Genomic DNA, 24,626 nt, shown 5'->3' on the forward strand with positions numbered 1-24,626 from the left:
CAAGGAAGCCTTGCGATAGTGGCGTATTGTCTGGGGGTTTGAATGAACGGCAAGCATGTGGCTGTCCTGATGGGTGGATTTTCTTCGGAGCGACCGGTTAGCCTGTCGTCCGGGGCTGCCTGTGCGGATGCCCTGGAGGCTGCCGGCTATCGCGTCACCCGGATCGACGTCGATCGCAATGTCGCAGAGACGCTGGCCGCGCTGCGACCCGACGTTGCCTTCAACGCCCTTCATGGACCGTTCGGCGAGGATGGCACAATCCAGGGCGTCCTCGAATATCTTGAGATCCCCTACACCCATTCCGGCGTACTGGCCTCGGCGCTCGCCATGGACAAGGCGCAGGCCAAGCACGTTGCGGCTGCTTCGGGCATTCCAGTTGCCGATGCGCAGGTCATGGATCGCCATGCCTTTGGTCCGAAGCACCCGATGAAGCCGCCTTACGTGGTCAAGCCGGTTTCCGAAGGCTCCAGCTTCGGTGTTGTCATCGTCAAGGAAGATCAGTCGCATCCGCCGCAGGTGGTGACATCGAGCGAATGGCGTTACGGCGACCGAATCATGGTCGAGCGTTATGTCGCCGGCCGCGAACTGACTTGTGGTGTCATGGGCGACAAGGCGCTCGGCGTCACCGAAATCATCCCGCAGGGCCATGCCTTCTACGATTATGATTCCAAATACGTAAAAGGTGGTTCGCGTCACGTCATTCCGGCACAGATTTCACCAAATATTTACCAAAGAATACAAACACTCGCTCTGAAGGCGCATCAGGCAATCGGTTGCCGGGGCGTCAGCCGATCCGACTTTCGTTTCGATGACAGTTCCTCCGCCGAGGGCGAGCTGATCTGGCTGGAGATCAACACCCAGCCCGGCATGACACCGACCTCCCTGGTGCCCGAGATGGCCGCGCATGCCGGCTACAGCTTCGGTGAGTTTTTGAGTTGGATGGTGGAGGACGCGTCGTGTTTGCGTTGAGGGGCAAAAGGGGCAAGAGGGTTCGTCACCTCGATGGCGCCGCCGCCGTCGATGTGGATGGCGCGCGCGTACTGCCGCGTCCGCTTCGTCGCGTTGTGCGCTTCTTCGTCAGCCTCGGCGCTGGCCGCATCCGCTTTCCCGCCTATACCGGCACGCTGTCGGCGATCGCCTTTTTCGCCGCCACCGGCTTTTACGGCATGTCGCTCGGCGGCCATACGCAGAATTTCGCGCAGGCCTCGACCACGGCCGCAGGCTTCGCGATCGAAGACGTCAAGGTTTCCGGCAACGATCAGACCTCGGAAATCGACATTCTCCAGCAGCTCGGCCTCGACGGCACGACGTCGCTGGTGGCGCTCGATATCGCCGAGGCGCGCAAGCTGATTGCGGAAATGCCCTGGGTGCAGGGCGTCACCGTTCGCAAGATCTATCCCGGTACGATCGAGGTCAGCCTCACCGAGCGCAAGGCCTTCGGCATCTGGCAGCACGGTTCGGATCTTTCGCTGATCGAGCGCAGCGGCAGCGTGATCGCGCCCTTGCGCGACAACAAGTTCGCCGCTCTGCCGCTCTTCGTCGGCCGTGACGCCGAAACGGCGGCTGCCGATTTCTACGACGAGTTTTCCCGCTGGCCGGAGATCCGCTCGCGCGTGAAGGCCTTCGTGCGCGTGGCCGGCCGCCGCTGGGACCTGCGCCTCGACAGCGGCATCGTCGTCAAGCTGCCGGAGCACGACGTCGCCCGGGCGATGAAGGTGCTCTCCGACATGGAAAGCCAGCACCAGCTCCTCGAGCGCGATATCGCTGCCGTGGATCTGAGGCTCGAAGACAGAACAACAGTTCAGTTGACGCCGGACGCAGTGACCCGGCGCGAAGTTGCCTTGAAGGCGAGGGACAAGATGCTGAAGGCGCAGGAGACCGAAAAGAAGAAAGAAGGCCGCATATGAGTCTATTCGGTTCCTCCAGCTTTGGCCTGCCGCGCCTGAAGCCGCTTTCCTCGAAGCGGTCTCATGTCGTCTCGGTGCTGGATATCGGTTCGACCAAGGTGGTCTGCATGATCGGCCGGCTGGCGCCGCGCGCCGAAAGCCAGATCCTGCCCAACCGTACGCATAGCGTCGAAATCATCGGCATCGGCCACCAGAAGTCCCGCGGCGTCAAGAACGGCGTCGTCGCCGACCTCGATGCGGTCGAGAGCGTCGTTCGGCTCGCCGTGGATGCGGCCGAGCGCATGGCCGGCCTCACCATAGACAGCCTGATTGTCAACGTTTCGGCCGGCCGGCTGCAGAGCGACGTCTATACCGCGACGATCGATCTCGGCGGCCAGGAAGTCGACGCCAATGATCTGCGCAAGGTTCTCTCCGCCGCCGGCCAGCAGTCGCTGCGCTCCGATCGCGCCATCCTGCACTCGCTGCCGACGGGCTTCTCGCTCGACGGCGAGCGCGGCATCCGCGATCCGCTCGCCATGTTCGGCGACGTTCTCGGCGTCGACATGCATGTGCTGACGGCCGAACGGGCAGCGCTCAAGAACCTCGAACTCTGCGTCAACCGCGCCCACCTTTCGGTCGAGGGCATGGTGGCGACCCCCTATGCCAGCGGTCTTGCCGCTCTGGTCGACGACGAGGTTGAGCTCGGCTGTGCGGCGATCGACATGGGTGGCGGCACGACGACGATCTCGGTCTTTGCCGAAGGCAAGCTGGTTCACGCTGACGCTGTCAGCCTCGGCGGCCATCACGTGACGACGGATCTGGCGCGCGGTCTTTCGACCCGCATCGAGGATGCCGAACGGCTGAAGGTCGTGCACGGGTCGGCTCTGCCTAACAGCGCCGACGAACGCGACATCGTATCGGTGCCGCCGATCGGCGAGGACGACCGCGATCAGCCGACGCATGTGCCGCGCGCACTTGTGTCGCGCATCGTGCGCGCCCGCATCGAAGAGACGCTGGAACTCATCCGCGATCGCATCCAGCGCTCGGGCTTCAGCCCGATCGTCGGCAAGCGAATCGTTCTGACGGGCGGCGCCAGCCAGCTGACTGGCCTGCCGGAAGCGGCTCGCCGCATCCTCGCCCGCAATGTTCGCATCGGCCGTCCGCTCGGAGTTTCCGGGCTGCCGGCCGCTGCCAAGGGCCCGGCCTTCTCCACGGCGGTCGGCCTGATGATCTATCCGCAGGTCGCCGACCTCGAGACCCATGCCTCCCACGGCGGCATGTTCTCGGCGCTCGGCGCCGGCAACGGCCGCATCGCCCGCATGGGCCAGTGGCTGAAAGAGAGCTTTTGAGTGACGGCCGGCTCCGACAGGGACGGGGCCGGGTGAAGACAAACTAGGACTTTGAAAGATTTGGCCGGCTCGGCAAGGCGGCCAGAAACCAGAAGGAACGGGACTATGACTATCAACTTGCAGAAGCCGGATATCACGGAGCTGAAGCCCCGCATCACCGTCTTTGGTGTAGGTGGCGGCGGCGGCAATGCTGTCAACAACATGATCACCGCAGGCCTCCAGGGCGTCGATTTCGTCGTGGCCAACACGGATGCCCAGGCACTCACCATGACCAAGGCCGAGCGCATCATCCAGATGGGCGTCGCCGTCACCGAAGGTCTCGGCGCCGGTTCGCAGCCGGAAGTCGGCCGCGCGGCCGCCGAAGAGTGCATCGATGAGATCATCGATCACCTCAACGGCACCCACATGTGCTTCGTCACCGCCGGCATGGGCGGCGGCACCGGCACCGGTGCAGCCCCGATCGTCGCACAGGCCGCCCGCAACAAGGGCATCCTGACGGTCGGCGTCGTCACCAAGCCGTTCCATTTCGAAGGCGCGCGCCGCATGCGGCTCGCCGACCAGGGCATCGCCGAACTGCAGAAGTCGGTCGACACCCTGATCGTCATCCCGAACCAGAACCTCTTCCGCATCGCCAACGACCGCACGACCTTTGCGGACGCGTTTGCTATGGCCGACCAGGTTCTCTATTCGGGCGTTGCCTGCATCACCGACCTCATGGTCAAGGAAGGCCTCATCAACCTCGACTTCGCCGACGTCCGCTCGGTGATGCGCGAAATGGGCCGCGCCATGATGGGCACCGGCGAAGCTTCGGGCGAAGGCCGCGCACTGGCCGCCGCCGAAGCCGCGATCGCCAACCCGCTGCTCGACGAAACCTCGATGAAGGGCGCCCAGGGCCTCCTGATCTCGATCACCGGCGGGCGCGACCTCACCCTGTTCGAACTCGACGAAGCGGCTACCCGTATTCGCGAAGAAGTCGACCCGGATGCCAACATCATCCTCGGCGCGACGTTCGACGAAGACCTCGAAGGCCTCATCCGCGTCTCGGTCGTTGCCACCGGCATCGACCGCACGGCCGCGGAGGTGGCGGGTCGTTCCGCCGACTTTCGTCCGGTAGCAGCAAAGCCGGTCGTCCGCCCGTCCGCCGCCGTTCCGGCCCAGCAGCCGCAGCCGGTTGCCCAGCACCAGCCGGCCCCGGTTCACCAGCCGGTGATGCAGCAGCCGGTCGCCCAGCCGGTTCAGCAGCCGATGCAGCAGCAGGCAACCGCCGACCAGATCGCAGCCGCCATCCGCGAAGCCGAAATGGAGCGCGAGCTCGACATCGCGACCCGGGCTGCCCAGGTGCAGGCCCAGGCCCCGGTTCAGCAGCCGATGCACGACGACAACTTTCGTCCCCAGAGCAAGCTTTTCGCCGGTGCTGCACCGGTAGAGGCCGCTCCGGTCATGCGCCAGCCGCAGCCGCAGATGCAGCCGGTTCAGCCCCAGCCGCAGCCGATCATGCGCCAGGAGCCCGTCGCTCCGGTCATGCGCCAGCAGCCGGAACAGGTTCGCATGCCGAAGGTCGAAGACTTTCCGCCGGTCGTAAAGGCAGAGATGGACCGCCGCGCACAGCCGGCTGCCCCGATGCAGGAAGAGCGCGGCCCGATGGGTCTGCTCAACCGCATCACCAGCTCGCTCGGCCTGCGTGACCGCGAACAGACCCCGGCAGCCGCCGACATGACGGCTTCCGCCCCGACCGCCGCTTCCCAGCAGCGCCGGCCGCTCTCGCCGGAAGCGAGCCTCTATGCGCCGCGCCGCGGCCAGCTTGACGATCACGGTCGCGCTTCGCCGCAGGCGCGCCCGCAAGAAGATGATCAGCTCGAAATCCCGGCGTTCCTGCGCCGTCAATCGAACTGATTGGAAGGCCCGTTCCTTCACCTTGCCGAATGCCCGGGCAACTGCCCGGGCATTTTTGCATTTTGTTCATTATTTCAGGTGTTTGATTCGATGTTACGGACCGTCGCAAATGCGTAACAAAGCGAAACGAACAGTGATTTGGAATGGTGCCTCCAAACTCCTATTTTCAGACTCGGAATTGGGGACGCATGCGATTCGATCAAGCGCTGTCTGTTCGAAACGCAGAGGACCGGTCGTTGAACCGGGACTCTCGGGCATCTTTCTTGTGCCCTGAAGATCGTTGCGTCCACCAGCAGGTTTTGGCCATTGGCCACAGGTATTGAAAGTGACGAGAATGGGAATCGAATTGCTCGGGTTTCAGACGACGATTGCAAGCCCGGTAACGCTCAAGGGAATTGGCGTTCATTCCGGTGCGGAAGTGTCGATCACCTTCCATCCGGCCGAAGCCGATGCGGGCATCGTTTTCCAGCGCATTCTCTCCAACGGCCGGGTCAGCGAATACAAGGCGGTTTCCTCGCAGGTCGGCAACACCGATCTCTGCACCGTTCTCGGCATGTCGCCGGCGACTTCGATCGCCACGATCGAGCATGTGATGGCGGCGATCTACGCGCTCGGCCTCGACAACCTCACGGTCGAAGTGCACGGCGCCGAAATGCCGATCATGGACGGCAGCTCCGAACCCTTCATCGACGCGATCGAGCAGGTGGGCGTTCGCGCCCTTGCGGTCAAGCGTCGCTACATCCGCATCGTCAAGCCGGTGCGCATCGAATCGGGTGCCTCCTGGTCGGAGTTCACGCCCTATGACGGCATGCGCTTCGAGGTCGAGATCGATTTCGATTGCCCGCTGATCGGCCGCCAGGCCTGGAAGGGCGACATGACGCCTTCGGTCTTCAAGCGCGAGCTGTCGCGTGCCCGCACCTTCGGCTTCATGCGCGATGTCGAACGCCTCTGGGCGGCTGGCTTTGCGCTCGGCTCCTCGCTCGAAAACTCCGTCGTCATTTCCGACGACAACACGGTGATCAACGTCGAGGGCCTGCGCTACACCGACGAATTCGTGCGCCACAAGACGCTCGATGCGGTTGGCGACCTCTCGCTCGCCGGCGCGCCGTTCATCGGCTGCTATCGCTCGTACCGCGGCGGCCACAAGATGAACGCCAACGCGCTGAAGGCACTTCTCAGCGACCCGACGGCCTACGAAGTCGTCGAAACGGCAACCCCGCGCCAGCGTACCCGCGCGCGCGATATGGTTGCAGTGGCAGCTCCGGGCTTCGCGCCCTGGTCCGCATAACAAGAAAAGTCATCATCTCCTCCAGTCGCCGGCCGAAAGGCCGGCATTTTCATGATAGAGCTGCCACAAATTTGCATGAATCACCGATCATGACGTTGCGGTCTCAAGGTAACTTGCTCTAAAAGCGCATGTCTGGCGGGGTCCATGCCCGCAGAATGGAACGGGAATATCCGATGGTTCTTGCAGTTTCTGTGGATTTGAAAAAGTCAGCGCGCGTCGCCGCCGTCATTGTCGCGGCCGTTGCCGGCAGCGCCCTGATTACCGCCTGCCAGAACGATCCCGATATCGACATCACCAAGCTGACGGCCGAAACCGATCCGCCGGAAGTGCTCTACAATCAGGGCCTCGCCAACCTCAATGCCGGCAAGACGACGGAGGCGGCGCGCAAGTTCGAAGCGCTCGACCGCCAGCATCCGTTCTCGGAATATGCCCGCAAGGCGCTGGTCATGAACGCTTTCGTTTCTTACCGTAACGGTCAGTACCAGGAGGCGATCAACGCCACCGGCCGCTACCTCAATCTTTATCCGCAGTCGGAAGACGCTGCCTATGCGCAGTACATCCAGGGTCTCGCCTATACCAAGCAGATCCCGGCGGTGACGCAGGACCAGAAGCCGGCCTTCAAGGCGATCGAAGCCATGCAGGCGGTCGTAGACCGCTACCCGGACTCCGAATATGTCGACGACGCCAAGTCGAAGATCCGCTTTGCCCGCGACCAGCTGGCCGGCAAGGAGATGCAGGTCGGCCGCTACTATCTCGAGCGCAAGGAATACCTTGCCGCCGTGTCGCGTTTCCGTGTCGTCGTCGAGCAGTATCCGAACACCAACCAGGTTGAAGAAGCGCTGGCGCGCCTGACGGAAGCCTATTTCGCGATGGGCGTGACCCAGGAGGCGCAGACCGCTGCCGCCGTTCTCGGTCACAACTACCCGGACAGCCAGTGGTACAACGATAGCTTCAAGCTGCTGCAGTCGGGTGGCCTTGAGCCGCGTGAAAGCGGCAACTCCTGGATTTCGCGCGCCGCCAAGAAACTCGTCGGCGCCTGATATCTATCGGCGCCCTTCAAGGAAGATATAACCCCGGATGCTTGCCCAGCTTTCGATCCGCGATATCGTCCTGATTGAACGGCTCGATCTCAATTTCGACGCCGGGCTCTCGGTGCTGACCGGTGAAACCGGGGCCGGCAAGTCCATCCTTCTCGACAGCCTGTCGCTCGCCCTTGGCGGGCGCGGCGATGGCTCGCTCGTTCGCCACGGTTCCGACAAGGGGCAGGTGACGGCGGTCTTCGACGTGCCGATGGGGCATTCGGCGCGGCTGATGCTCAGGGAAAACGGCATCGACGACGACGGCGACCTGATCTTTCGTCGCGTGCAGTCGGCCGACGGCCGCACCAAGGCCTATGTCAACGACCAGCCGATCAGCGTCCAGCTGATGCGCCAGCTTGGCCAGACGCTGGTCGAAATTCACGGACAGCACGACGACCGCGCGCTCGTCGATATCGACGCGCACCGCACGCTTCTCGACGCCTTCGGTGGCACCGCCGAAGAAGCGGCGCATGTGAGCGAACTCTATCGCGCCTGGAAGGACGCCGAGCGCGGCCTGAAGAAGCACCGCGAGCGGGTCGAGGCGGCCGCGCGCGAGGCGGACTACCTTCGGTCTTCGGTCGAAGAACTGGAGAAGCTCAGCCCCCGCGACGGCGAAGAGGACGAGCTTGCCGAGAACCGGGCGCGGATGATGAAGGCCGAGCGCATCGCCGGCGACATCAACGAGGCCTCGGAGTTCCTGAACGGCAACGCTTCGCCGGTTCCGCTGATCGCCTCACTCGTGCGCCGTCTCGAGCGCAAGAGCCAGGAGGCGCCGGGCCTGCTTGAAGAAACGGTCGAGTTGCTCGACGGTGCGCTCAACCAGCTTTCGGACGCGCAGATGTCGGTCGAGCGGGCGTTGCGCAACACGGAGTTCGATCCGAAGGAATTGGAGCGGGTGGAGGAGCGGCTGTTCGCGCTGCGCGCCGCCAGCCGCAAATATTCGGTTCCGGTCACGGAACTGCCGGCACTCGCCGTTCGCATGATTTCCGATCTCGCCGATCTCGATGCCGGCGAGGAAAAGCTGAAGCAGCTCGATGCACAAGTCGGCGTGGCGCGGGTAGCGTTCGACGCTTCGGCGCGCTCGCTCTCCGAAAAGCGTCGCCATACCGCGACCGCGCTTTCCGACGCTGTCATGGCCGAACTGCCGGCGTTGAAGCTCGAGCGGGCACGCTTCATGGTCGAGGTGCAAAGCGATCCGTCGCTGCCGACGGTCGACGGTATCGACCTCGTCGAGTTCCACGTCCAGACCAACCCCGGCACGCGGCCGGGCCCGATCATGAAGGTGGCTTCCGGCGGCGAACTTTCGCGCTTCCTGCTGGCGTTGAAGGTGGCGCTTGCCGATCGCGGCTCGGCGCCGACGCTCGTCTTTGATGAAATCGACACCGGTGTCGGCGGTGCGGTGGCCGATGCCATTGGCCAGCGGCTGAAGCGCCTTTCGGCAACGGTGCAGGTGCTCTCCGTCACCCACGCGCCGCAGGTCGCAGCCCGTGCGGCAACGCATCTTCTGATCTCCAAGGGTCCTTCGACCGAGAAGGCCGAGATGATTTCCACCCGTGTCGCCCGCATGGACGACAAGGCGCGCACCGAGGAAATCGCCCGCATGCTTGCCGGCGCCTCGATCACCGAAGAGGCGAGGGCGGCTGCCGCTCGCCTGCTTTCCGGCAACGGCTAGATCATCCTGGCGCCAAGTGGAAACATTGGCGGCTGAAGGATGCGATGTCCTCAGAGTGTTCATCTGAACCCACGGCCTTGGGCTTCCTAAGCCTTTTGGTTGAATTGTTGCGCCGCTGCACCCGTGTTCTATTTCCTCTGCGGTTGGGGCACTTCGGGCATGTGGGAGAAACTCGAGCATAGACTGGAGATCCGGTTTGCGCAGATGCGTGCGCATCCGGAACTGATCCTGCTCATCGCGCTCGCCTATGCCGGCCTTATCCTGACGATAAAGGAAGCGAACCAGGAACTGGGCGGCTTCGGGGTGTTCGCGTGCGTTGCGATCGCCGTGACTGCAGCAACTCTCGTCGCAAGGCTGCGACACGCCTCGCAGGTCGGGATGGCGGAGGAGGAGGCCGATCCTCAGCCGCCGAACGCGGACGAAGTCACGCCGTTGGCGCTTGTCGCGCCCTGTGCGCACGGGGACCGTTCCTATCTTGTCCGCGTCCCGGCGCCGACGGCGGTTGCCTATGAGGTGGTCCGCAAGGCACAGGATGTGTTTCGCAGCGGCGCGATCGATCCCGAAGAGGATATGAGAGCGTTCCATTCCGACCCCTACAGCCTGATCTGCCTGCAGGACCTCGACGGCAACATCTTCGGCTTCATCGACTACTACGCCTTCGAGAAGAACCACTTCAAACTGTTCCTGCAGGGGCATTATGCCTTTGGCAACCTGCTGGCGAGCGGGCTGCTTGCCCATCCGCAGGCGCGAAAGGCGAAGGTCGTCTATCTCGCGACCATCCTCAATATGAGCTTCCTGCTCGATTCCATGCGCGCCGAGCGCCGCAGGCAGAACGGCATTCTCGTCTGGGCGACGGTTTCGGCGATCCTCGAACACCACACGTTTCCACCCGACGGCATCGACATCTACAGCATCGGCTGGGACAAGGGCGGGGCCGCGATCCTGAAGATGTTCGGCCTGCAGCCGGTGAGCCGGGTGATGCGTGGCCAGGCGGAAGGCAAATGGATCTACTGCAAGCGTGGTGTCCAGAAAAAGGATCTCGAGGCCATCCGCTGCCGTTATCAGAGGCGCTATGAACGCTGGTGCGAACTGGATGTCAGGCCGCTTGCCGGGCTCGCGCCCGGGGCCGTCAATGCCACGGGCGCGTGAGCCGACGGCGCCGGACGGTCTTTTCTTTCCCAACGGTTGCTCTACAAAACGGTACCGAATCCGGAGTCGTCGCGTATGTCCCAAGAATTGAAACCCGTCGAGAATCTCAACGAAACGGAAGCGGCCGAAGAGCTTGCCTTTCTCGCGGCCGAGCTTGCGCGCCACGACGCGCTTTATCATGGCCAGGACGCGCCGGAGATTTCGGATGCGGACTATGACGCGCTGAAGCGGCGCAACGACGCGATCGAGCAGCGCTTTCCGGCACTCATCCGCGAAGACAGCCCCTCGAAGAAGGTGGGTGCTGCCCCCTCCGTCACCTTTCAGCCGGTCGTCCACGCCCGGCCGATGCTGTCGCTCGACAACACGTTTTCCGACGAGGACGCGCGCGATTTCGTCGCCTCGGTCTATCGTTTCCTCGGCCAACTGCCGGACAACTCCATCGCCTTTACCGCCGAGCCGAAGATCGACGGGCTCTCCATGTCGCTGCGCTATGAGAACCGCCGGCTGGTGACGGCCGCGACCCGCGGCGACGGCACGACTGGCGAAAACGTCACCGCCAACATCCGCACCATCGGCATGATCCCGCAGACGCTGCCGGCAGATGCGCCCGATGTCGTCGAGGTGCGCGGCGAAATCTATATGGCGAAATCGGACTTTGCCGCGCTCAACGCCGAGATGGCGGCGCTCGGCAAGCCGCTCTATGTCAACCCGCGCAACACCGCTTCGGGCTCGCTGCGCCAGCTCGACGCCAAGGTGACGGCGAGCCGCAAGCTGCGTTTCTTTGCCTATGCCTGGGGCGAGATCTCTGAAATGCCCGCCGACACGCAGATGGGCATGGTCGAGGTGTTCAAGAGCTGGGGCTTCCCGGTCAACCCGCTGATGCAGCGGCTCTCCTCGGCCGACGCGCTGCTGGAGCATTACCACCACATCGAGCGCGAACGGCCGGATCTCGACTACGATATCGACGGCGTCGTCTACAAGGTCGACCGGCTCGACCTGCAGGCCCGCCTCGGCTTCCGTTCGCGCTCGCCGCGCTGGGCAACCGCGCACAAGTTTCCGGCCGAGCAGGCCTTCACCCGACTGACGGCGATCGACATCCAGGTCGGCCGTACCGGCGCGCTGACGCCGGTGGCACGCCTTGAGCCGATCACGGTCGGTGGCGTCGTCGTCACCAATGCGACGCTGCACAACGAGGATTACATCAAGGGTCTCGGCAATTCGGGCGAGCCGATCCGCGAGGGCCGCGACATCCGCATCGGCGACATGGTGATCGTCCAGCGCGCCGGCGACGTCATTCCACAGATCGTCGACGTGGTCATGGACGAGCGCAAGGAGGGGAGCGAGCCCTATCGCTTCCCGACCACATGCCCGGTCTGCGGCAGCCATGCGGTGCGCGACATCAACGAGAAGACCGGCAAGGTAGATGCGGTGCGCCGCTGCACCGGCGGTTTCGTCTGCCGCGCGCAGGCCGTCGAGCACCTGAAGCACTTCGTCTCGCGCAACGCCTACGACATCGAGGGCCTCGGTTCGAAGCAGATCGAGTTCTTCTTCGAAAGCGAAGACCCGACGCTGATGATCCGCACGGCGCCGGATATCTTCACGCTGGAGAAACGCCAGGAGGCGTCGTCACTCACCAAGCTCGAAAACATCGACGGCTTCGGCCGCGTCAGCGTGCGCAAGCTTTACGACGCCATCAATACGCGCCGTTCGATCGCGCTGCAGCGTTTCATCTATGCGCTCGGCATTCGCCATGTGGGCGAGACGACGGCAAAGCTGCTGGCGCGTTCCTATGGCACCTACGAGCACTTCGGCGAGGCGATGCGCGACGCGTCGACGTTTACGGGCGACGCCTGGAATGAACTCAACAGCATCGACGGCATCGGCGAGGTGGTCGCCCGTGCCATCGTCGAGTTCTACAAGGAGCCGCGCAACCTCGAAGTCGTCACCCGGCTGTTGTCGGAGGTGACGCCGGAGGCAGCAGAAGCACCGGTTGCCTCAGACAGCCCGGTCGCCGGCAAGACCGTCGTCTTCACCGGTTCGCTCGAAAAGATGACGCGCGATGAAGCCAAGGCCAAGGCCGAGAGCCTCGGCGCCAAGGTGGCAGGTTCCGTGTCGAAGAAGACCGACATCGTCGTTGCCGGACCGGGTGCCGGCTCCAAGCTCGACAAGGCCCGCGAACTCGGCGTCGCGACCATGGACGAGGACGAGTGGCTGGCGCTGATCGGCGGGTAATCCCCGCCGGTTGCATGCAATCGGCAGAGCGTCTTTACGCCTGCCTGCTGTCGTACTCTTCGGAGGCGGCTTTCAGGGCGGCAATATCGTCGGCGCAGATGAAACGGCGCAATGCGTCGAACTTTGACCGTTCCCACCGGTAGATGCCGAGCGCAAGCAGCGTCTCGACATCGGTCGCGGGGAAACGCTGGCGCACGGGGCGGGCAGGGTTCCCCGCAACGATGGTGTAGGGCGCAACGTCCTTCGTCACGATGGCGCCCGACGCGATGACGGCGCCTTCGCCGAGCGTCACACCCGGCATGATCATGGCGCGCATGCCGATCCAGGCACCGTCGCCGATGACGGTGTCGCCCTTGCCGACATAGGCTTCGCCGATCACATCGAGGAAGGGATAGAGGCTCACCCAATCGGTGCGATGGGTGTGGTTGCCGCCCATGAGGATCACCGCCTCGGCGCCAATCGCGACATAGTCGCCGATCAGCAGTTGATCGATTGGCCATTGCGGTTCCCAGGCCCTGACGCTGTAGTCGTCGCCATAGAGGTAGCGAACGACACTTTCCTCGAAGGATCCGGTCCAGGCGTTGCTGTAGTAGCTGTTGCTGCCGCGCACGTGAATGTTCGGGTTGCGCACTGTCTCATGCAAGAGCTCGACCTTGGACCAATGCTTGGCTTCGACCTTCGTGGACATGGGGTTCCTCATTCTCAATGCTTGCAAGCGAAGCTGCGCGTCGCTCGCCATTCGTATCCCGTCCCAACTATCGGATTCACCGGTCGCTTTCTTCTCAAATCGGGCGCCGACCGGAAGCTTTGTCAGGCACTGCGATCATTCCATCACACAAAAACGCCCGCCGCTTTTGGCGGCAGGCGCAAAGTTCGGGGCACTGCGCGAGATCAGGAGGCCTGCTGCTGGGCGGCTTCCTGGTCCATCCACATGAATTCCCAGACGTGACCGTCGAGGTCCTGGAAGGAAATGCCGTACATGAAGCCGTAGTCGAGAGCCGGCTTCCAGGGCTTGGCGCCGGCAGCGAGCGCCTTGGCGAGCATGTCGTCGCATTCAGCGCGGCTGGACGCGGAAAGGGCGGTAATGACCTCGGTTCCTTTCCGGGCGTCGCTGATCTCGCCGGTGATGAAGTCGCGGAACTTCGGCTCGGTCAGAAGCATGACGAAAATATTGTCCGAGATCACCGTGCAGGCGGCGGTGTCGTCGGAGAACTGCTCGTTGAAGGTGAAGCCGAGGGCGGCGAAGAACGCGCGCGAGGCCTTCAGATCCTTGACCGGCAGGTTTACGAAAATCATGCGCATGAAATGCTCCTTGGAATGGATTTCGTGTTTTACGGATCTGATCACTTCGGTGTTTCGGCGAAACCGCGAAGCGATCCAACTCTTTGATTGACGCAACTCCGGACGGAAAACTGCGTCGCACTTTTCCTGGAGTTGCTCTAAGGACGAATGCCGGTCGACGATCCCGACACCGGCTCAAAGATTTTTTGAGCCGGGCTGATGTGGGGTGCAACTACAGGTCTTCAAGCGGAGCGAGACCTGCTTCGATGCTGCAAATAGGATCGACGGTGCTAGCGGCTGCGAGCGGCCCCAAGGGCGCGCGCCGCTGCTCGATGTTATTGTCACTTCACCGTGCACACGCCGTTGGCGCCGCCCTTGCCGGTGTAGGACACGCTCGGCGAGCCGTCGGGATTGATGCTGAGCGAGATGGTGACGCCGGCGCCGTGCGCTTCGTAGTAGTTCTCGTTGAACACCTTGAGCTTGGCTTCCTTGCCGTTGATGTAGATCGGGCCGCCTTCGTCGGCATGGACCTCGATCTTGCCGGGGCAGGTGGCGTTGACGAGCGGGATCTTCGCTTCAGACGCAGTGGCGAAGGCAAGCGTCGGGACGAGAACGCCGAGAAGGCGCAGGCAGGGTTTCATCTTGCTCTCCAGCGTGGGTTGCATGTGGCATCGATCGCCAACCGTGACAGGCTGCCGGTGGAAGTCAAGCGCGGCTGAGCGTCACCAAGCTGTCATCAATCCGATTGTTTTTTTGCGCTGCACAAGATAGAGGATTGCAGCCGAATTTTATGCAGATGCCTTTTCGCGGAGCAGGTCGCGGCCATCTGCGAAGGCAGCGCGCCAGCATCCCAAAGGGCAGGGCGCCGGCGCGGATTGGAGGGTCCGGAGATGAAGACTTTCACCACCATCGCCGAGCTGCGTGCAGCGCTTGCCGAGCATAGACGCGCCGGCAAGACGGTCGGCTTCGTGCCGACCATGGGCTACCTGCATGCCGGCCATATGGAGCTGATGCGCCGGGCCCGCGAGGAAAACGACGTCGTCGTCGCCAGCATCTTCGTCAATCCGCTGCAGTTCGGCGCCAACGAGGATCTTTCCAAATATCCGCGCGATCTCGCCCGCGACCAGGCGATGCTCGAAGCGGGCAGCGTCAACTATCTCTTTGCCCCCGGTGTTGCCGACATGTATCCGCGACCGATGGAAACGGTCGTCGACGTGCCGACGCTTGGCAGCGAGCTCGAGGGCTCCGTGCGTCCCGGTCATTTCGCCGGTGTTGCCACCGTCGTCACCAAGCTCTTCAACATCGTTGGGCCCGATCGCGCCTATTTCGGCGAGAAGGATTTCCAGCAGCTGCAGATCATCCGCCGCATGGTGGACGATCTCGCCCAGCCGGTGACCGTGATCGGCGTGCCGACGGTGCGCGAGGCCGACGGGCTCGCCTGCTCGTCGCGCAACGTGTACCTGACGGTCGAAGAGCGGCGTGCCGCGGCGATCGTGCCGAAGGCGTTGGATGAGGCGCAGCACCTCGTCGCCTCCGGCGTCAGCGATGTCGCCGCACTCGAAAAGGCGGTGACCGAGTTTCTGGCGAGCGAGCCCTTGGCGAAGCCCGAGGTCGTAGCGGTGCGCGATCCCGAGACGCTGGAGACGATCGAAACGATCGGCGACCGGCCGGTGCTGCTTCTGCTCTTCGTCCGCTTCGGCACGACGAAGCTGCTCGACAATCGCGTGATCGCCCCGAAATCCGCATCATTTGCAAAGGTTGCCTGACATGAGCGTTCAGACCGCCAAGCGCCGGCTCAGCCCCGCCAACATCGAAGCGCTGAAGGGCGAGCGCCCGATCGTCAGCCTCACGGCCTATACGACGCCGATTGCGCGGCTGCTCGATCCGCATGTGGACTTTCTGCTGGTCGGCGATTCCGTCGGCATGGTGCTCTATGGCCTCGACACGACCGTCGGCGTGACGCTGGAAATGATGATCGCCCATGGCCAGGCGGTCATGCGCGGCTCGCAGCAGGCCTGCGTCGTCATCGACATGCCCTTCGGCTCCTACCAGGAATCGAAGGAGCAGGCGTTCCGCAGTGCGGCGCGTATCCTCAAGGAAACCGGCTGCAGCGCGGTGAAGCTCGAGGGCGGGGCGGAGATGGCCGAGACGGTCGAGTTTCTCGTCAGCCGCGGCATTCCGGTGCTCGGCCATGTCGGCCTGATGCCGCAGCTCGTCAACACGACCGGCGGCTACCGCTCGGTTGGCCGCAACGACAAGGAAGTGGCAAAGATCCGCCGCGACGCCAAGGCGATCGACGATGCCGGAGCGTTTGGCATCGTCATCGAGGGCACGGTCGAGCCGGTGGCCCGCGAGATCACGGCCGAGTTGCGCTCGCCGACGATCGGCATCGGCGCATCGCCTGCCTGCGACGGCCAGATCCTCGTCTCCGACGACATGCTCGGCCTCTTCAACGACTTCAAGCCGCGCTTCGTCAAGCATTTCGCCGAGTTGGCGCCGGCGATCTCGAAGGCGGCCGAGGACTATGCGGCGGAGGTGAAGGCGCGCACGTTCCCCGGCATCGAGCATACGTTCCAGGTCAAGAAGTAAGGGGCGGCTGGCCCGCGCCGGCGCTTATTCCAAGCGATAAAGCGCATCGTTTTCCTGATCGGTGCGCCTTTTGTTCAAGCCTCGTTCGCCGAGGCATCATAAAATTCAATCATTGTATCAGCGCATTTGAATTGTTGCCGGGGGCGCAAGCGCCTATCAGTCCGGCACCGGCCGCATGGCGCGTCATCGCCTCGGCCGGCGGAGGTTTCCATGAAAAAAGATGAATTCTGGGAAGGGGTCCGCGGCGGCTTTCCCATCATGCTGGCAGCATCGCCCTTCGGTGCGCTGTTCGGGGCGCTTGCGGTCGACAATGGCTTCACCATTGCCGATGCGGTGTTCATGAGCGCGACCGTCTATGCCGGCGCCAGCCAGATGGTCGGCATCGAGCTCTTCGGCAACCACGTCCAGCCCTGGCTGGTGGTGCTCTCCGTCTTTGCGGTCAACTTCCGCCACGTGCTCTATTCGGCCTCGATCGCCAAATATGTCCGGCACTTCACCTTCGGGCAGAAGTTCCTCGCCTTCTTCCTGCTGGTCGATCCGCAATATGCCGAGACCGAAAAGCGCGGCGAGCGCGGCTTGCCGATCACCTTTGCCTGGTATCTCGGCTTCGGTCTCGTGATCTACATCCCGTGGATCATCAACACGCTGGTCGGCGCGATCTTCGGGCAGATGATCGGTGACCCCAAGGCGATCGGCCTTGATGTCCTGCTGCCGGTCTATTTCATGGGGCTCGTCATGGGCTTCCGCAAGCGTGACCGGTTCCTGCCGATCGTCATCGTCTCGGGGCTTGCATCCGTCGCCGGCATGCATTTCGTCGGCTCGCCATGGCATGTCAGCATCGGAGCACTAGCCGGCATCATTCTTGCCGCCTGTCTGCCGCCAAGCGAGCGGGCAGTGGCACCGACGGGTGTCGAGAAGGAGGCGTGAACATGGATCCGCAACACCTGAACCTCATCTACCTGATCATCGCGGCGGCCGTTGCGACCTTCCTGACGCGTGTCGGCGGCTATATCCTGATCACCCAGATGAAAGAGATCCCGCCGCGGCTGGAGGCGGCGCTCAACGCCGTTCCCGCAGCCGTTCTGACGACGCTGGTGGCGCCGGCCTTCGTCTATGGCGGGCTCGACGTGACGATCGCCATGTTCGTCGCCTTTGCCATCGCGCTCGGGCTGAATCTCTCAACACTGCGCATGCTCGTCATCGGCTGGGTGGTGGTCATGGTGATCCGGCATCTGGTGATGTAGGACGCCCGTCCGCGGCGGTGTGCGAAACCGTGGACGGATGTGTTGCGCCCGTTTCGATTGGCGGCGCGCGCAGCCTGGACTATCATCTCTGCCGTTGCCGGAGAGGCAGGACATATCCCCGCTCGTTAGGTGGCGTACGACGTCGCCGCAGCATGAAGCCTCCCGGCAGTGGAGGAGCGACCATGTTGACCAGGATCTCTATTGCCCTTTTGCTGGCGCTTGCGCCGGCAACGGCCTTTGCCAATCAATGCCCGACCATGATGAAGGCGATCGATGCGGCCATGCAGACCGCTTCCTTGTCCGATGCCGACATGGCCAAGGTCAAGGAATTGCGCACCAAGGGTGAGGCACAGCACCAGGCTGGCGATCACGCCGCCTCGGAGGCAACGCTTGGCGAAGCGAAGAAGCTTCTGGGCATCTGAACGAGAGACCAGGACGTCCGGAGACCAAGGTCCGGCGGGTGAGGGCGCAGCACGCTATCGGCTGCGCGACGGCTCGTTTTATGGGCTCCCGCGACAGCAGGAGCCCAGCAGAGAGCATGACTCAGCGTGACAGCGCTTCCGTTGCGGCCTTCAGCCAGGCGCGCGTCTCGTCGCTGGCCAGCAGCGGCATCAGCTTTTCGCGCGTCTCGGCGTGATAGGCGTTGAGCCAGGCGAGTTCCTCGTCGGTCAGAAGCGCCGGCAGCACCAGGCGGCGATCGATCGGGCAGTAGGTGATCGTGTCGAAGCCGAGCATCGGCAGGTCGCCGCCGTCAACCACCGTTGCCGGCTGCACCACGATGAGGTTCTCGATGCGGATGCCGAAGGCGCCGGGGCGATAGTAGCCGGGCTCGTTGGAAAGGATCATGCCGGCCAGCAGTTCCTGCGTCGAAAGACGGGCGATGCGCTGCGGGCCTTCATGCACCGAGAGATAGGAGCCGACGCCGTGGCCGGTGCCGTGGGCATAGTCGGCGCCCGCCTTCCAGAGCGCGATGCGCGCCAAGGGGTCGAGATCCACGCCGCGCGAGCCCTTGGGGAAGCGCGCCGTGCTGATCGCAATCATGCCCTTCAGCACCAGGGTGAAGAAGCGTTTCTGCTCTTCAGGCACGGCGCCGACGGCCACCGTGCGGGTGATGTCGGTGGTGCCGTTGATATACTGCGCGCCGGAATCGATCAGGAACATGGTGCCCGCTTCGATTGCCTGGTCGGTGGCCGTGGTGACGCGGTAGTGCATGATCGCCGCGTGCGCGCCGGCGCCAGAGATGGTGTCGAAGGAGATGTCCTTCAGCGGGTTCTGCATGCGCTCGCCGACGGTGGCGCGGGCAGCTTCCAGCTGGTTGGTGGCACCGATCTCGGTGACTGTGCCGGGCTGTTGGCTGTCGAGCCAGGCGAGGAACTCGACCATGGCCGCACCATCCTGCAGATGGGCGCGGCTCGAGCCTTCGATCTCGGCCGTGTTCTTCTGGGCGCGGGGCAGGCGGGCGGGATCGACCGCTTCGACGACCTTGCCGCCCTTGGCGCGGATCAGTTCGGAAATGGCGAAGGAGGCGAGATCGGGATCGATCATGACGGAGGCGCCGGCGGTGCCGAGAGCCCGCAGACGGTCGTCGAAGGTCGACGGTGCGACGATGTCGGCGATCTGGGTGAGGTAGGCCTCCTGCTCGATGCCGGTCTTGCGCTTGTCGAGGAAAAGTTCGGCGCGGCCGTCGGCGTGGATGATGGCGCGGGCCAGCGGATGCGGCGTGTGCGGCACGTCGGACCCGCGGATGTTGAATGTCCAGGCGACGGAGGAGGGGTCGGTCAGCACGACGGCTTCGGCGCCCGTCTTGGAAAGGCCGGCTGCGATCGTCGCGATCTTGTCCTTGGCAAGCGTGCCCGCATGTTCGATCGGCTGGATCGTCACCTTGCCGAGCGGGGCAGCCGGACGGTTCGTCCAGATCCTGTCGAGCGGGTTGTGATCGAGGAAGACGAGCGAACCGCCGAGGGCGGCGAGCGCCTTTTCCAGCCGGCGCACTTCGGCGCCGGTGTGGACCCAGGGATCGATGCCGAGCTTGAAGCCCTTGGCTCCATGGTTTTCCAACCAGAGATGCGGCGGCTCGCCGATGAGGTCGCCGCCGGTAAAGACCGCGCCGTCGACCTGCTCCTTCAACTGCGTGACGTAACGGCCATCGACGAAGACGACCGCTTCACGCTGCGTGATGAGGGCGACGCCGGCCGAGCCGGTAAAGCCGGTGAGCCAGGACAGGCGCTCGGAGGAGGCCGGCACATACTCGCCCTGGAACTCGTCGGCGCGCGGCACGAGAAAGCCGTCGATGCCGAGGGCTGCGAAGGACGCGCGCAGGGCTTCGGTGCGCTCCTTGCCGAACTGCGGCGTGGAGGTGACTTCAAATGACTGAAACATGAGGGAATTCCGGTAGATTGAGCGGCAAACCGCGGGAAAAGATGGGCTATGTTAGCGGAAATCGCCCTTGCCGGGAAAGAGGCGATATCCTGCATGGTGGCCTGATCCCCGGTCCGCGCAACGCTGCGGTTGCACCCTAATAGGAGGGCAATTGCTCATTTACCATACATATGCGCTCAGCGCATGGCACCCATGCTCAGAAAACTCTTTCTCTATCGGAATAATAGTTTATAAGCCGCCTCAACGAACACGGACGAACATCCGGTGGTTCAAAAAGCTGCGGTTCCGAGAATAGTTGGTCACTCTGTTCTCCTCCTCCCTCAAGGGTGGTCAGCTTCGGAACGGTAGACGCCCGCTCGAGCACTCCTCCTCCTCAGGCTCGCGGGCATGGTTGGCCACAAGCCAACCAGCAGGCGATGCCTCTGGCATCGCCTTAGTTTCGAAAGGCCGCCCGTCATGATGGACGAGGCGGCCTTTTCGTTTTTCCCACTTTGCCTTGCGGCTGACGCGCCGCATTCGCGTGCGTGCGGCGGGGTGATTTAGCTGCACGTCATAATCCGATATTGTGGGAGACGTTCGATTTCCGAACGGGGTGCATCACCCGGAGGAGAGCTGGGAGCGTGGTCGAGAAGCCCATCCACCGTCGCTTGGTTGCGATCCTCGTTGCCGACGTGGTCGGCTACTCCCGCATGATGGAAGCCGACGAGGCCGGAACCTACGAAACGTTGAAGCAACGACGAAACCACGTGCTCGATCCCGTTGTTAAGGCGCACGGAGGACGCATCGTCAAATTGATGGGTGACGGTGTGCTGGTTGAGTTCGCCAGCGCGGTGGACGCCGCTGAGGCGGCCATTGAACTCCAGCGAAAGATGAAGGAGGCGAATGCCGGCGTTTCCGAATCTCGCCAGATCTTGCTCCGCATCGGCATCAACATGGGCGATGTGATCGGCGAGGGCTCCGACATCTATGGCGAGGGCGTCAACATCGCCGCTCGGCTGGAGGCGTTGGCCGAGCCCGGTGGCCTCTGCATGTCGGAAAAGGTTCACAATGAGATTCAAGGCAAAATCCCCGTCGTGATGAAGGATCTGGGACTGGTGCAGCTCAAGAACATTGCGGCACCCGTCCGGACCTTCGGGATGGAAACGGCACGTCCGCTCGCGGGGGTGCCGCCTTCCCGCGGCAAGGAATTTACCACCATCGCGGTTCTTCCCTTCACAAACATGTCGGGTAATGCGGACCAGGACTACTTCGCCGACGGCATTACCGAGGACATGATCACCGAGTTGAGTCGATTCCGAAATCTCTCTGTCGTCGCCAGAAACACCACCTCGAGTTACAGGAGGCAATCGGTAAACGCGGCGAACGTGGGGCAAGAACTTGGCGCAGACTTCGTGCTTGAAGGCAGTGTCCGGCTGGCCGGCCAGCGCCTGCGCGCCTCGGTGCAATTGATCGAAGCACAGACCGGTGCAAACGTCTTTGCCGAGCGGTTCGATCGCGAAATGGCCGACATCTTTGCGGTTCAGGATGAAATCGTGGAGGCGATCGTCGCGCGGCTGTTCTTCAATCTGCAAGAGGTTGCGGGTGTCGTTCGTGCCAGGAGCGCCAAGACGAACATCTCTGCCTATACATCGTGGCTGCGGGCAGGGGCCGCCTGGCGCAATGGAGACGAACCGGGTGCGCGCGAACACATGCAGCAGGCGATTGTCCTCGACCCGGCCTATGCGCCCGCACTCGCCTCGCTGGCGCTGCTTTATGCCTATTGGCGGTTCAGCGAGCCGAACGCGGCGACGGATGCCAAGCTTGAGGCCGAGTGCCAGGAGTTCGCAGCGCGAGCAATCGCTGCCGACAAGAACGATCCATTCGTGCTTTCCACCGTTGCCGCCTGCTTGCTGTTGGTCGGGAGAGTTGACGACGCCATGCGCTACTCGGGCATCGCGATCTCGATGAGCCCGCGCGATATCAACGGTCTCGTTGCCCGAGGCATGATCGTTTCCTATGCGGGGCTACACGAAGAAGGGTTGGCTCTTGTCGAACGGGGCTGCAAGTTCGAGCCGCTCCTGCCGCCGGCGTTCCTCTCCAGTCTCGGCGATTGCCACTATCTGGTGCGCCGGTTCGATGCGGCGCTGGCAGCCTACGGAAGCCTTATCGATCCGCCGATCTTCTTCAGGCTGAACCAGGCGGCGTGTCTGGCCCAGCTTGGCCGAGCCGAGGAGGCGGCAGCCATAATGCACGCAATGCCGCAAGCGTTTGACACGGAAGTCTATGCTCGAAACACGGCGAAGATGTGCGCCTTGCCTGAAGATGCGGAACTTTGGCTGAGTGGCTTCCGCAAAGCAGGAGCGCTTATCGCTCCGTCCTCCGGTCCGGCAAAGGGGTAGGCCGCGCACCTCGGTGTCGGCAGCTTCTCATTGAAGTCTGCCGTCGATGTGTCACCTCCGTGTGGAGCGGCTTACTTCTCCAGATGAATCGTCACCCAGCCGTTGCGCCAGATGGTGCGCACGTGGCGCAGATGCTGGCCGTTGTAATGGGCGAGCACTTTCCAGCGCTGTTCGGCGAGAATGCCCGAGAGAATGACCGAGCCGCCGGGGGCGAGGTTGGCGACGAGCTGCGGCGCCATCTTCATCAAGGGGCGGGCGAGGATGTTGGCGATGATCAGATCGAAGGGGCCGTTGGTGCTGAAGGCCGTCGAATGAAAGCCAGGGGCGGTCGCAAAGGTCATGCCGGTAACGACGCCGTTGACCCGGGCGTTTTCTTCGGCGACGCGGGTGGCGATCGGGTCGATGTCGGTGGCAAGGACCGGCACGTGCATCAGTTTCCAGGCGGCGATCGCCAGCACGCCGCTGCCGGTGCCGAGATCGAGCACGTTGCGCACCGTGCGGGTGCGCGCGACGGTCGCCAGCACTTCGAGGCAGCCGGCGGTGGTGCCGTGATGGCCGGTGCCGAAGGCCTGGCCGGCGTCGATCTCGATGGCGATTTCGCCGGTCTTGACCTTGTCGCGGTCATGCGAGCCGTGCACGACGAAGCGGCCGGCGCGCACCGGCGCCAGGCCCTCGAGTGACTTGGCGATCCAGTCGATATCCGGCAGCACTTCGCGCTCGATCGGGAGATGAGCGAAGTTTTCGGAGAGCGCTTCGGTGAGACGTTCGCCCACGCTCTCCTCGTCGACCATCATCATGTAGATCGAGGCTTCCCAGATGTCGCGCTTCTCGTCGACTTCCGTCGTGCCGATGGCATAGTCCTCTTCGCCGAAGACCTCGCTCATGCGGTCGAGCACGGCTTCCGCCTGCTTCTCGGTGGTGGTGACGAAAAGTCTGATCTCGCTCAAGGGTCCGTCCTTCGGCTGGCAAATCCGCCGCCCGCACCAAGCCCTGAAAGGGGTGCGCTCAAGCGTCGGCAATCGTGTGCTGTGCGCTATCACGATTGCCCTACAAAGGCAAAGCGCCGGACGGGGCCGGCGCTTGCATCTTCAGGTCAGGATCGAAGGGCTCAGCCCTTGGTCAGGTTTTCCAGCTTCTTTACCGCCGTCTCCGGGTTTTCCTCGTAGGCGATGGTGCCGGAGAACTTGCCGTTGGCGTCGAGCAGGAACACTGATGCGGTGTGGTCCATGGTATAGTCGCCGTCGGGCTTTGCGGCGTCGACCGGAACCTTCTTGGCGTAGACGCGGAAGCCCTTGACCATCTCCATGACCTTGTCGGCCGGACCGGAAATGCCGGTGATGCGCTTGGAGACGTTGGAGACGTACTGGCCGAGGATTTCGGGCGTGTCGCGCTCAGGGTCGACGGTGATGAAATAGGCCTGCAGCTTGTTGCCTTCGGGGTCGACCTTTTCCAGCCAGCCGTTCAGTTCGAACAGTGTCGTCGGGCAGACCTCGGGGCAATGGGTAAAGCCGAAGAAGAGCGCGGTCGGCTTGCCGGTGAAGGCCTTCTCGGTGATTTCCTTGCCGTCCTGGGCAACCAGCGTGAAGGGCACGCCGAACGGGCCGGAGGCGGCCTGCTCTTTCGACTGGGTCATTTCATAGGTCAGCCAGCCCAGGATGACCGCCATGACGACGACGGCGGCCCAGAGGACGATGCGGATGGTTTTCATGCGTGCTACCGATTTTGTTGGGGCCGAAGACGGCCGTGTCCGGTTGATAGGCCCTTGATACCGCCTTCACGGACCCCGCGCAAATGGGACAATTGCCGCAGGTTGTGACAGCGGGGTGAGCATTTTGTCGGGCGGCTGCCACTCATCCCGCTGCCGCGACCTTCGTCGTGACGGGGAGAAGGGACCGCACGCCCACCTCCCGCTCCGACAATGAGCCTCAGTGCGCCAACACCCACCGCAGAAGAACCGCACGGCGACGTTTCGCTCGCTTTCGTCCCTTCTTCCCGCAAGCAGGGAGAGGGTAAGGGTAAGGGGCAAAACTTAGAAGCGTGTCCGCGCTAAAAACACCAGGAAAGGCCGGACTGGGCGAGTGCCAGGAACATCTCGGCGCCGTTTTCCATCCAGCCGCGGAAGGCAAGCAGCAGCACGACGGCGATCGCGGCCGCAAGGGTTGCGACGAGAGGAAGGCGGATCGAGCGCTCGGTCTTCGTGTTCATGG

At 63.3% G+C, this 24,626-nt stretch carries 22 protein-coding genes; 15 read left to right on the forward strand and 7 right to left on the reverse strand.

Translation table 11 applies throughout. The annotated features are described in order from the left end of the window. Positions 1–42 precede the first annotated feature (42 nt). From IB272_RS06405 to ligA, 9 genes are all read left to right on the forward strand, one after another. Positions 43–969: a D-alanine--D-alanine ligase gene (locus IB272_RS06405; protein WP_060582690.1), complete on the forward strand. Its 927-nt coding sequence runs from the start codon at positions 43–45 to the stop codon at positions 967–969. Beyond that, on the forward strand, positions 957–1,907 hold the full coding sequence (gene ftsQ, locus IB272_RS06410) for a cell division protein FtsQ (RefSeq protein WP_060515933.1): 951 nt from the start codon (positions 957–959) through the stop codon (positions 1,905–1,907). Before IB272_RS06405 ends, ftsQ begins: the two co-directional genes overlap by 13 nt. Further along, the gene (gene ftsA / locus IB272_RS06415) at positions 1,904–3,235 is read left to right on the forward strand and encodes a cell division protein FtsA (protein ID WP_192444240.1); all 1,332 of its coding nucleotides are present in this window, start codon (positions 1,904–1,906) and stop codon (positions 3,233–3,235) included. The genes ftsQ and ftsA overlap by 4 nt, the downstream gene beginning before the upstream one ends. Before the next feature lie 105 nt (positions 3,236–3,340). Continuing rightward, on the forward strand, positions 3,341–5,128 hold the full coding sequence (gene ftsZ, locus IB272_RS06420) for a cell division protein FtsZ (RefSeq protein ID WP_034792500.1): 1,788 nt from the start codon (positions 3,341–3,343) through the stop codon (positions 5,126–5,128). A 334-nt stretch (positions 5,129–5,462) separates the two neighbouring features. Further along, a complete protein-coding gene (lpxC, locus tag IB272_RS06425) occupies positions 5,463–6,416 on the forward strand; it encodes a UDP-3-O-acyl-N-acetylglucosamine deacetylase (protein WP_060582692.1) in 954 nt (317 codons plus the stop codon). A gap of 173 nt (positions 6,417–6,589) precedes the next feature. Next, complete coding sequence (locus IB272_RS06430; RefSeq protein ID WP_034792504.1) at positions 6,590–7,456, forward strand: outer membrane protein assembly factor BamD; 867 nt, start codon at positions 6,590–6,592, stop codon at positions 7,454–7,456. A gap of 37 nt (positions 7,457–7,493) precedes the next feature. Next, a complete protein-coding gene (recN, locus tag IB272_RS06435; protein WP_060515935.1) occupies positions 7,494–9,167 on the forward strand; it encodes a DNA repair protein RecN in 1,674 nt (557 codons plus the stop codon). Between the two features lie 159 nt (positions 9,168–9,326). Continuing rightward, the gene (locus IB272_RS06440) at positions 9,327–10,316 is read left to right on the forward strand and encodes a hypothetical protein (RefSeq protein WP_162732997.1); all 990 of its coding nucleotides are present in this window, start codon (positions 9,327–9,329) and stop codon (positions 10,314–10,316) included. Between the two features lie 75 nt (positions 10,317–10,391). Next, positions 10,392–12,548 carry an NAD-dependent DNA ligase LigA gene (gene ligA / locus IB272_RS06445; protein ID WP_060582694.1) on the forward strand — a complete coding sequence of 719 codons (2,157 nt, stop codon included), beginning with the start codon at positions 10,392–10,394 and terminating at the stop codon, positions 12,546–12,548. A gap of 34 nt (positions 12,549–12,582) precedes the next feature. Here the strand turns inward: ligA and IB272_RS06450 are convergent, their stop codons facing one another. The 3 genes from IB272_RS06450 to IB272_RS06460 all read right to left on the reverse strand — a co-directional run bounded on the left by IB272_RS06450 (position 12,583) and on the right by IB272_RS06460 (position 14,470). Further along, a complete protein-coding gene (locus IB272_RS06450; RefSeq protein WP_113135685.1) occupies positions 12,583–13,236 on the reverse strand; it encodes a CatB-related O-acetyltransferase in 654 nt (217 codons plus the stop codon). Between the two features lie 203 nt (positions 13,237–13,439). Further along, positions 13,440–13,850 carry a VOC family protein gene (locus tag IB272_RS06455; protein ID WP_060515938.1) on the reverse strand — a complete coding sequence of 137 codons (411 nt, stop codon included), beginning with the start codon at positions 13,848–13,850 and terminating at the stop codon, positions 13,440–13,442. Between the two features lie 320 nt (positions 13,851–14,170). After that, the gene (locus IB272_RS06460; RefSeq protein WP_060582696.1) at positions 14,171–14,470 is read right to left on the reverse strand and encodes a hypothetical protein; all 300 of its coding nucleotides are present in this window, start codon (positions 14,468–14,470) and stop codon (positions 14,171–14,173) included. A 249-nt stretch (positions 14,471–14,719) separates the two neighbouring features. Between IB272_RS06460 and panC the strand changes: the two genes are divergently transcribed. The 5 genes from panC (at position 14,720) to IB272_RS06485 (ending at position 18,084) form a co-directional block, all read left to right on the forward strand. Beyond that, positions 14,720–15,595 (forward strand): pantoate--beta-alanine ligase, encoded by an 876-nt coding sequence (panC, locus tag IB272_RS06465; RefSeq protein WP_192444241.1) that lies wholly within the window; start codon positions 14,720–14,722, stop codon positions 15,593–15,595. Position 15,596: 1 nt separating this feature from the next. Beyond that, positions 15,597–16,418, forward strand: coding sequence for a 3-methyl-2-oxobutanoate hydroxymethyltransferase (gene panB, locus IB272_RS06470; protein ID WP_060582698.1), 822 nt, complete (start codon positions 15,597–15,599; stop codon positions 16,416–16,418). Positions 16,419–16,628: 210 nt separating this feature from the next. Continuing rightward, entirely contained in the window at positions 16,629–17,345 is a 717-nt protein-coding gene (locus IB272_RS06475; RefSeq protein ID WP_034792518.1) for an AzlC family ABC transporter permease, read from the forward strand. Between the two features lie 2 nt (positions 17,346–17,347). Then, on the forward strand, positions 17,348–17,662 hold the full coding sequence (locus IB272_RS06480; RefSeq protein WP_034792520.1) for an AzlD family protein: 315 nt from the start codon (positions 17,348–17,350) through the stop codon (positions 17,660–17,662). Positions 17,663–17,844: 182 nt separating this feature from the next. Then, positions 17,845–18,084, forward strand: coding sequence for a hypothetical protein (locus IB272_RS06485; protein ID WP_034792522.1), 240 nt, complete (start codon positions 17,845–17,847; stop codon positions 18,082–18,084). 121 nt (positions 18,085–18,205) lie between these two features. On the opposite strand, the gene IB272_RS06490 is transcribed toward IB272_RS06485, so the two are convergent. Beyond that, a complete protein-coding gene (locus tag IB272_RS06490) occupies positions 18,206–20,041 on the reverse strand; it encodes an aminopeptidase P family protein (RefSeq protein WP_060582699.1) in 1,836 nt (611 codons plus the stop codon). Between the two features lie 620 nt (positions 20,042–20,661). On the opposite strand from IB272_RS06490, the gene IB272_RS06495 reads away from it, so the two are divergent. Next, complete coding sequence (locus IB272_RS06495) at positions 20,662–22,419, forward strand: adenylate/guanylate cyclase domain-containing protein (protein WP_113135686.1); 1,758 nt, start codon at positions 20,662–20,664, stop codon at positions 22,417–22,419. A gap of 71 nt (positions 22,420–22,490) precedes the next feature. Here the strand turns inward: IB272_RS06495 and IB272_RS06500 are convergent, their stop codons facing one another. The 3 genes from IB272_RS06500 to IB272_RS06510 all read right to left on the reverse strand — a co-directional run bounded on the left by IB272_RS06500 (position 22,491) and on the right by IB272_RS06510 (position 24,624). Continuing rightward, positions 22,491–23,366, reverse strand: coding sequence for a 50S ribosomal protein L11 methyltransferase (locus IB272_RS06500; protein WP_034792526.1), 876 nt, complete (start codon positions 23,364–23,366; stop codon positions 22,491–22,493). Between the two features lie 161 nt (positions 23,367–23,527). Then, positions 23,528–24,127 (reverse strand): SCO family protein, encoded by a 600-nt coding sequence (locus IB272_RS06505; RefSeq protein WP_192444242.1) that lies wholly within the window; start codon positions 24,125–24,127, stop codon positions 23,528–23,530. Positions 24,128–24,465: 338 nt separating this feature from the next. Then, positions 24,466–24,624, reverse strand: coding sequence for a hypothetical protein (locus IB272_RS06510; RefSeq protein ID WP_034792531.1), 159 nt, complete (start codon positions 24,622–24,624; stop codon positions 24,466–24,468). Between the last annotated feature and the right edge of the window lie 2 nt (positions 24,625–24,626).

The organism is Ensifer sp. ENS08 (genome assembly GCF_014852195.1).
Classification (GTDB): domain Bacteria; phylum Pseudomonadota; class Alphaproteobacteria; order Rhizobiales; family Rhizobiaceae; genus Ensifer; species Ensifer adhaerens.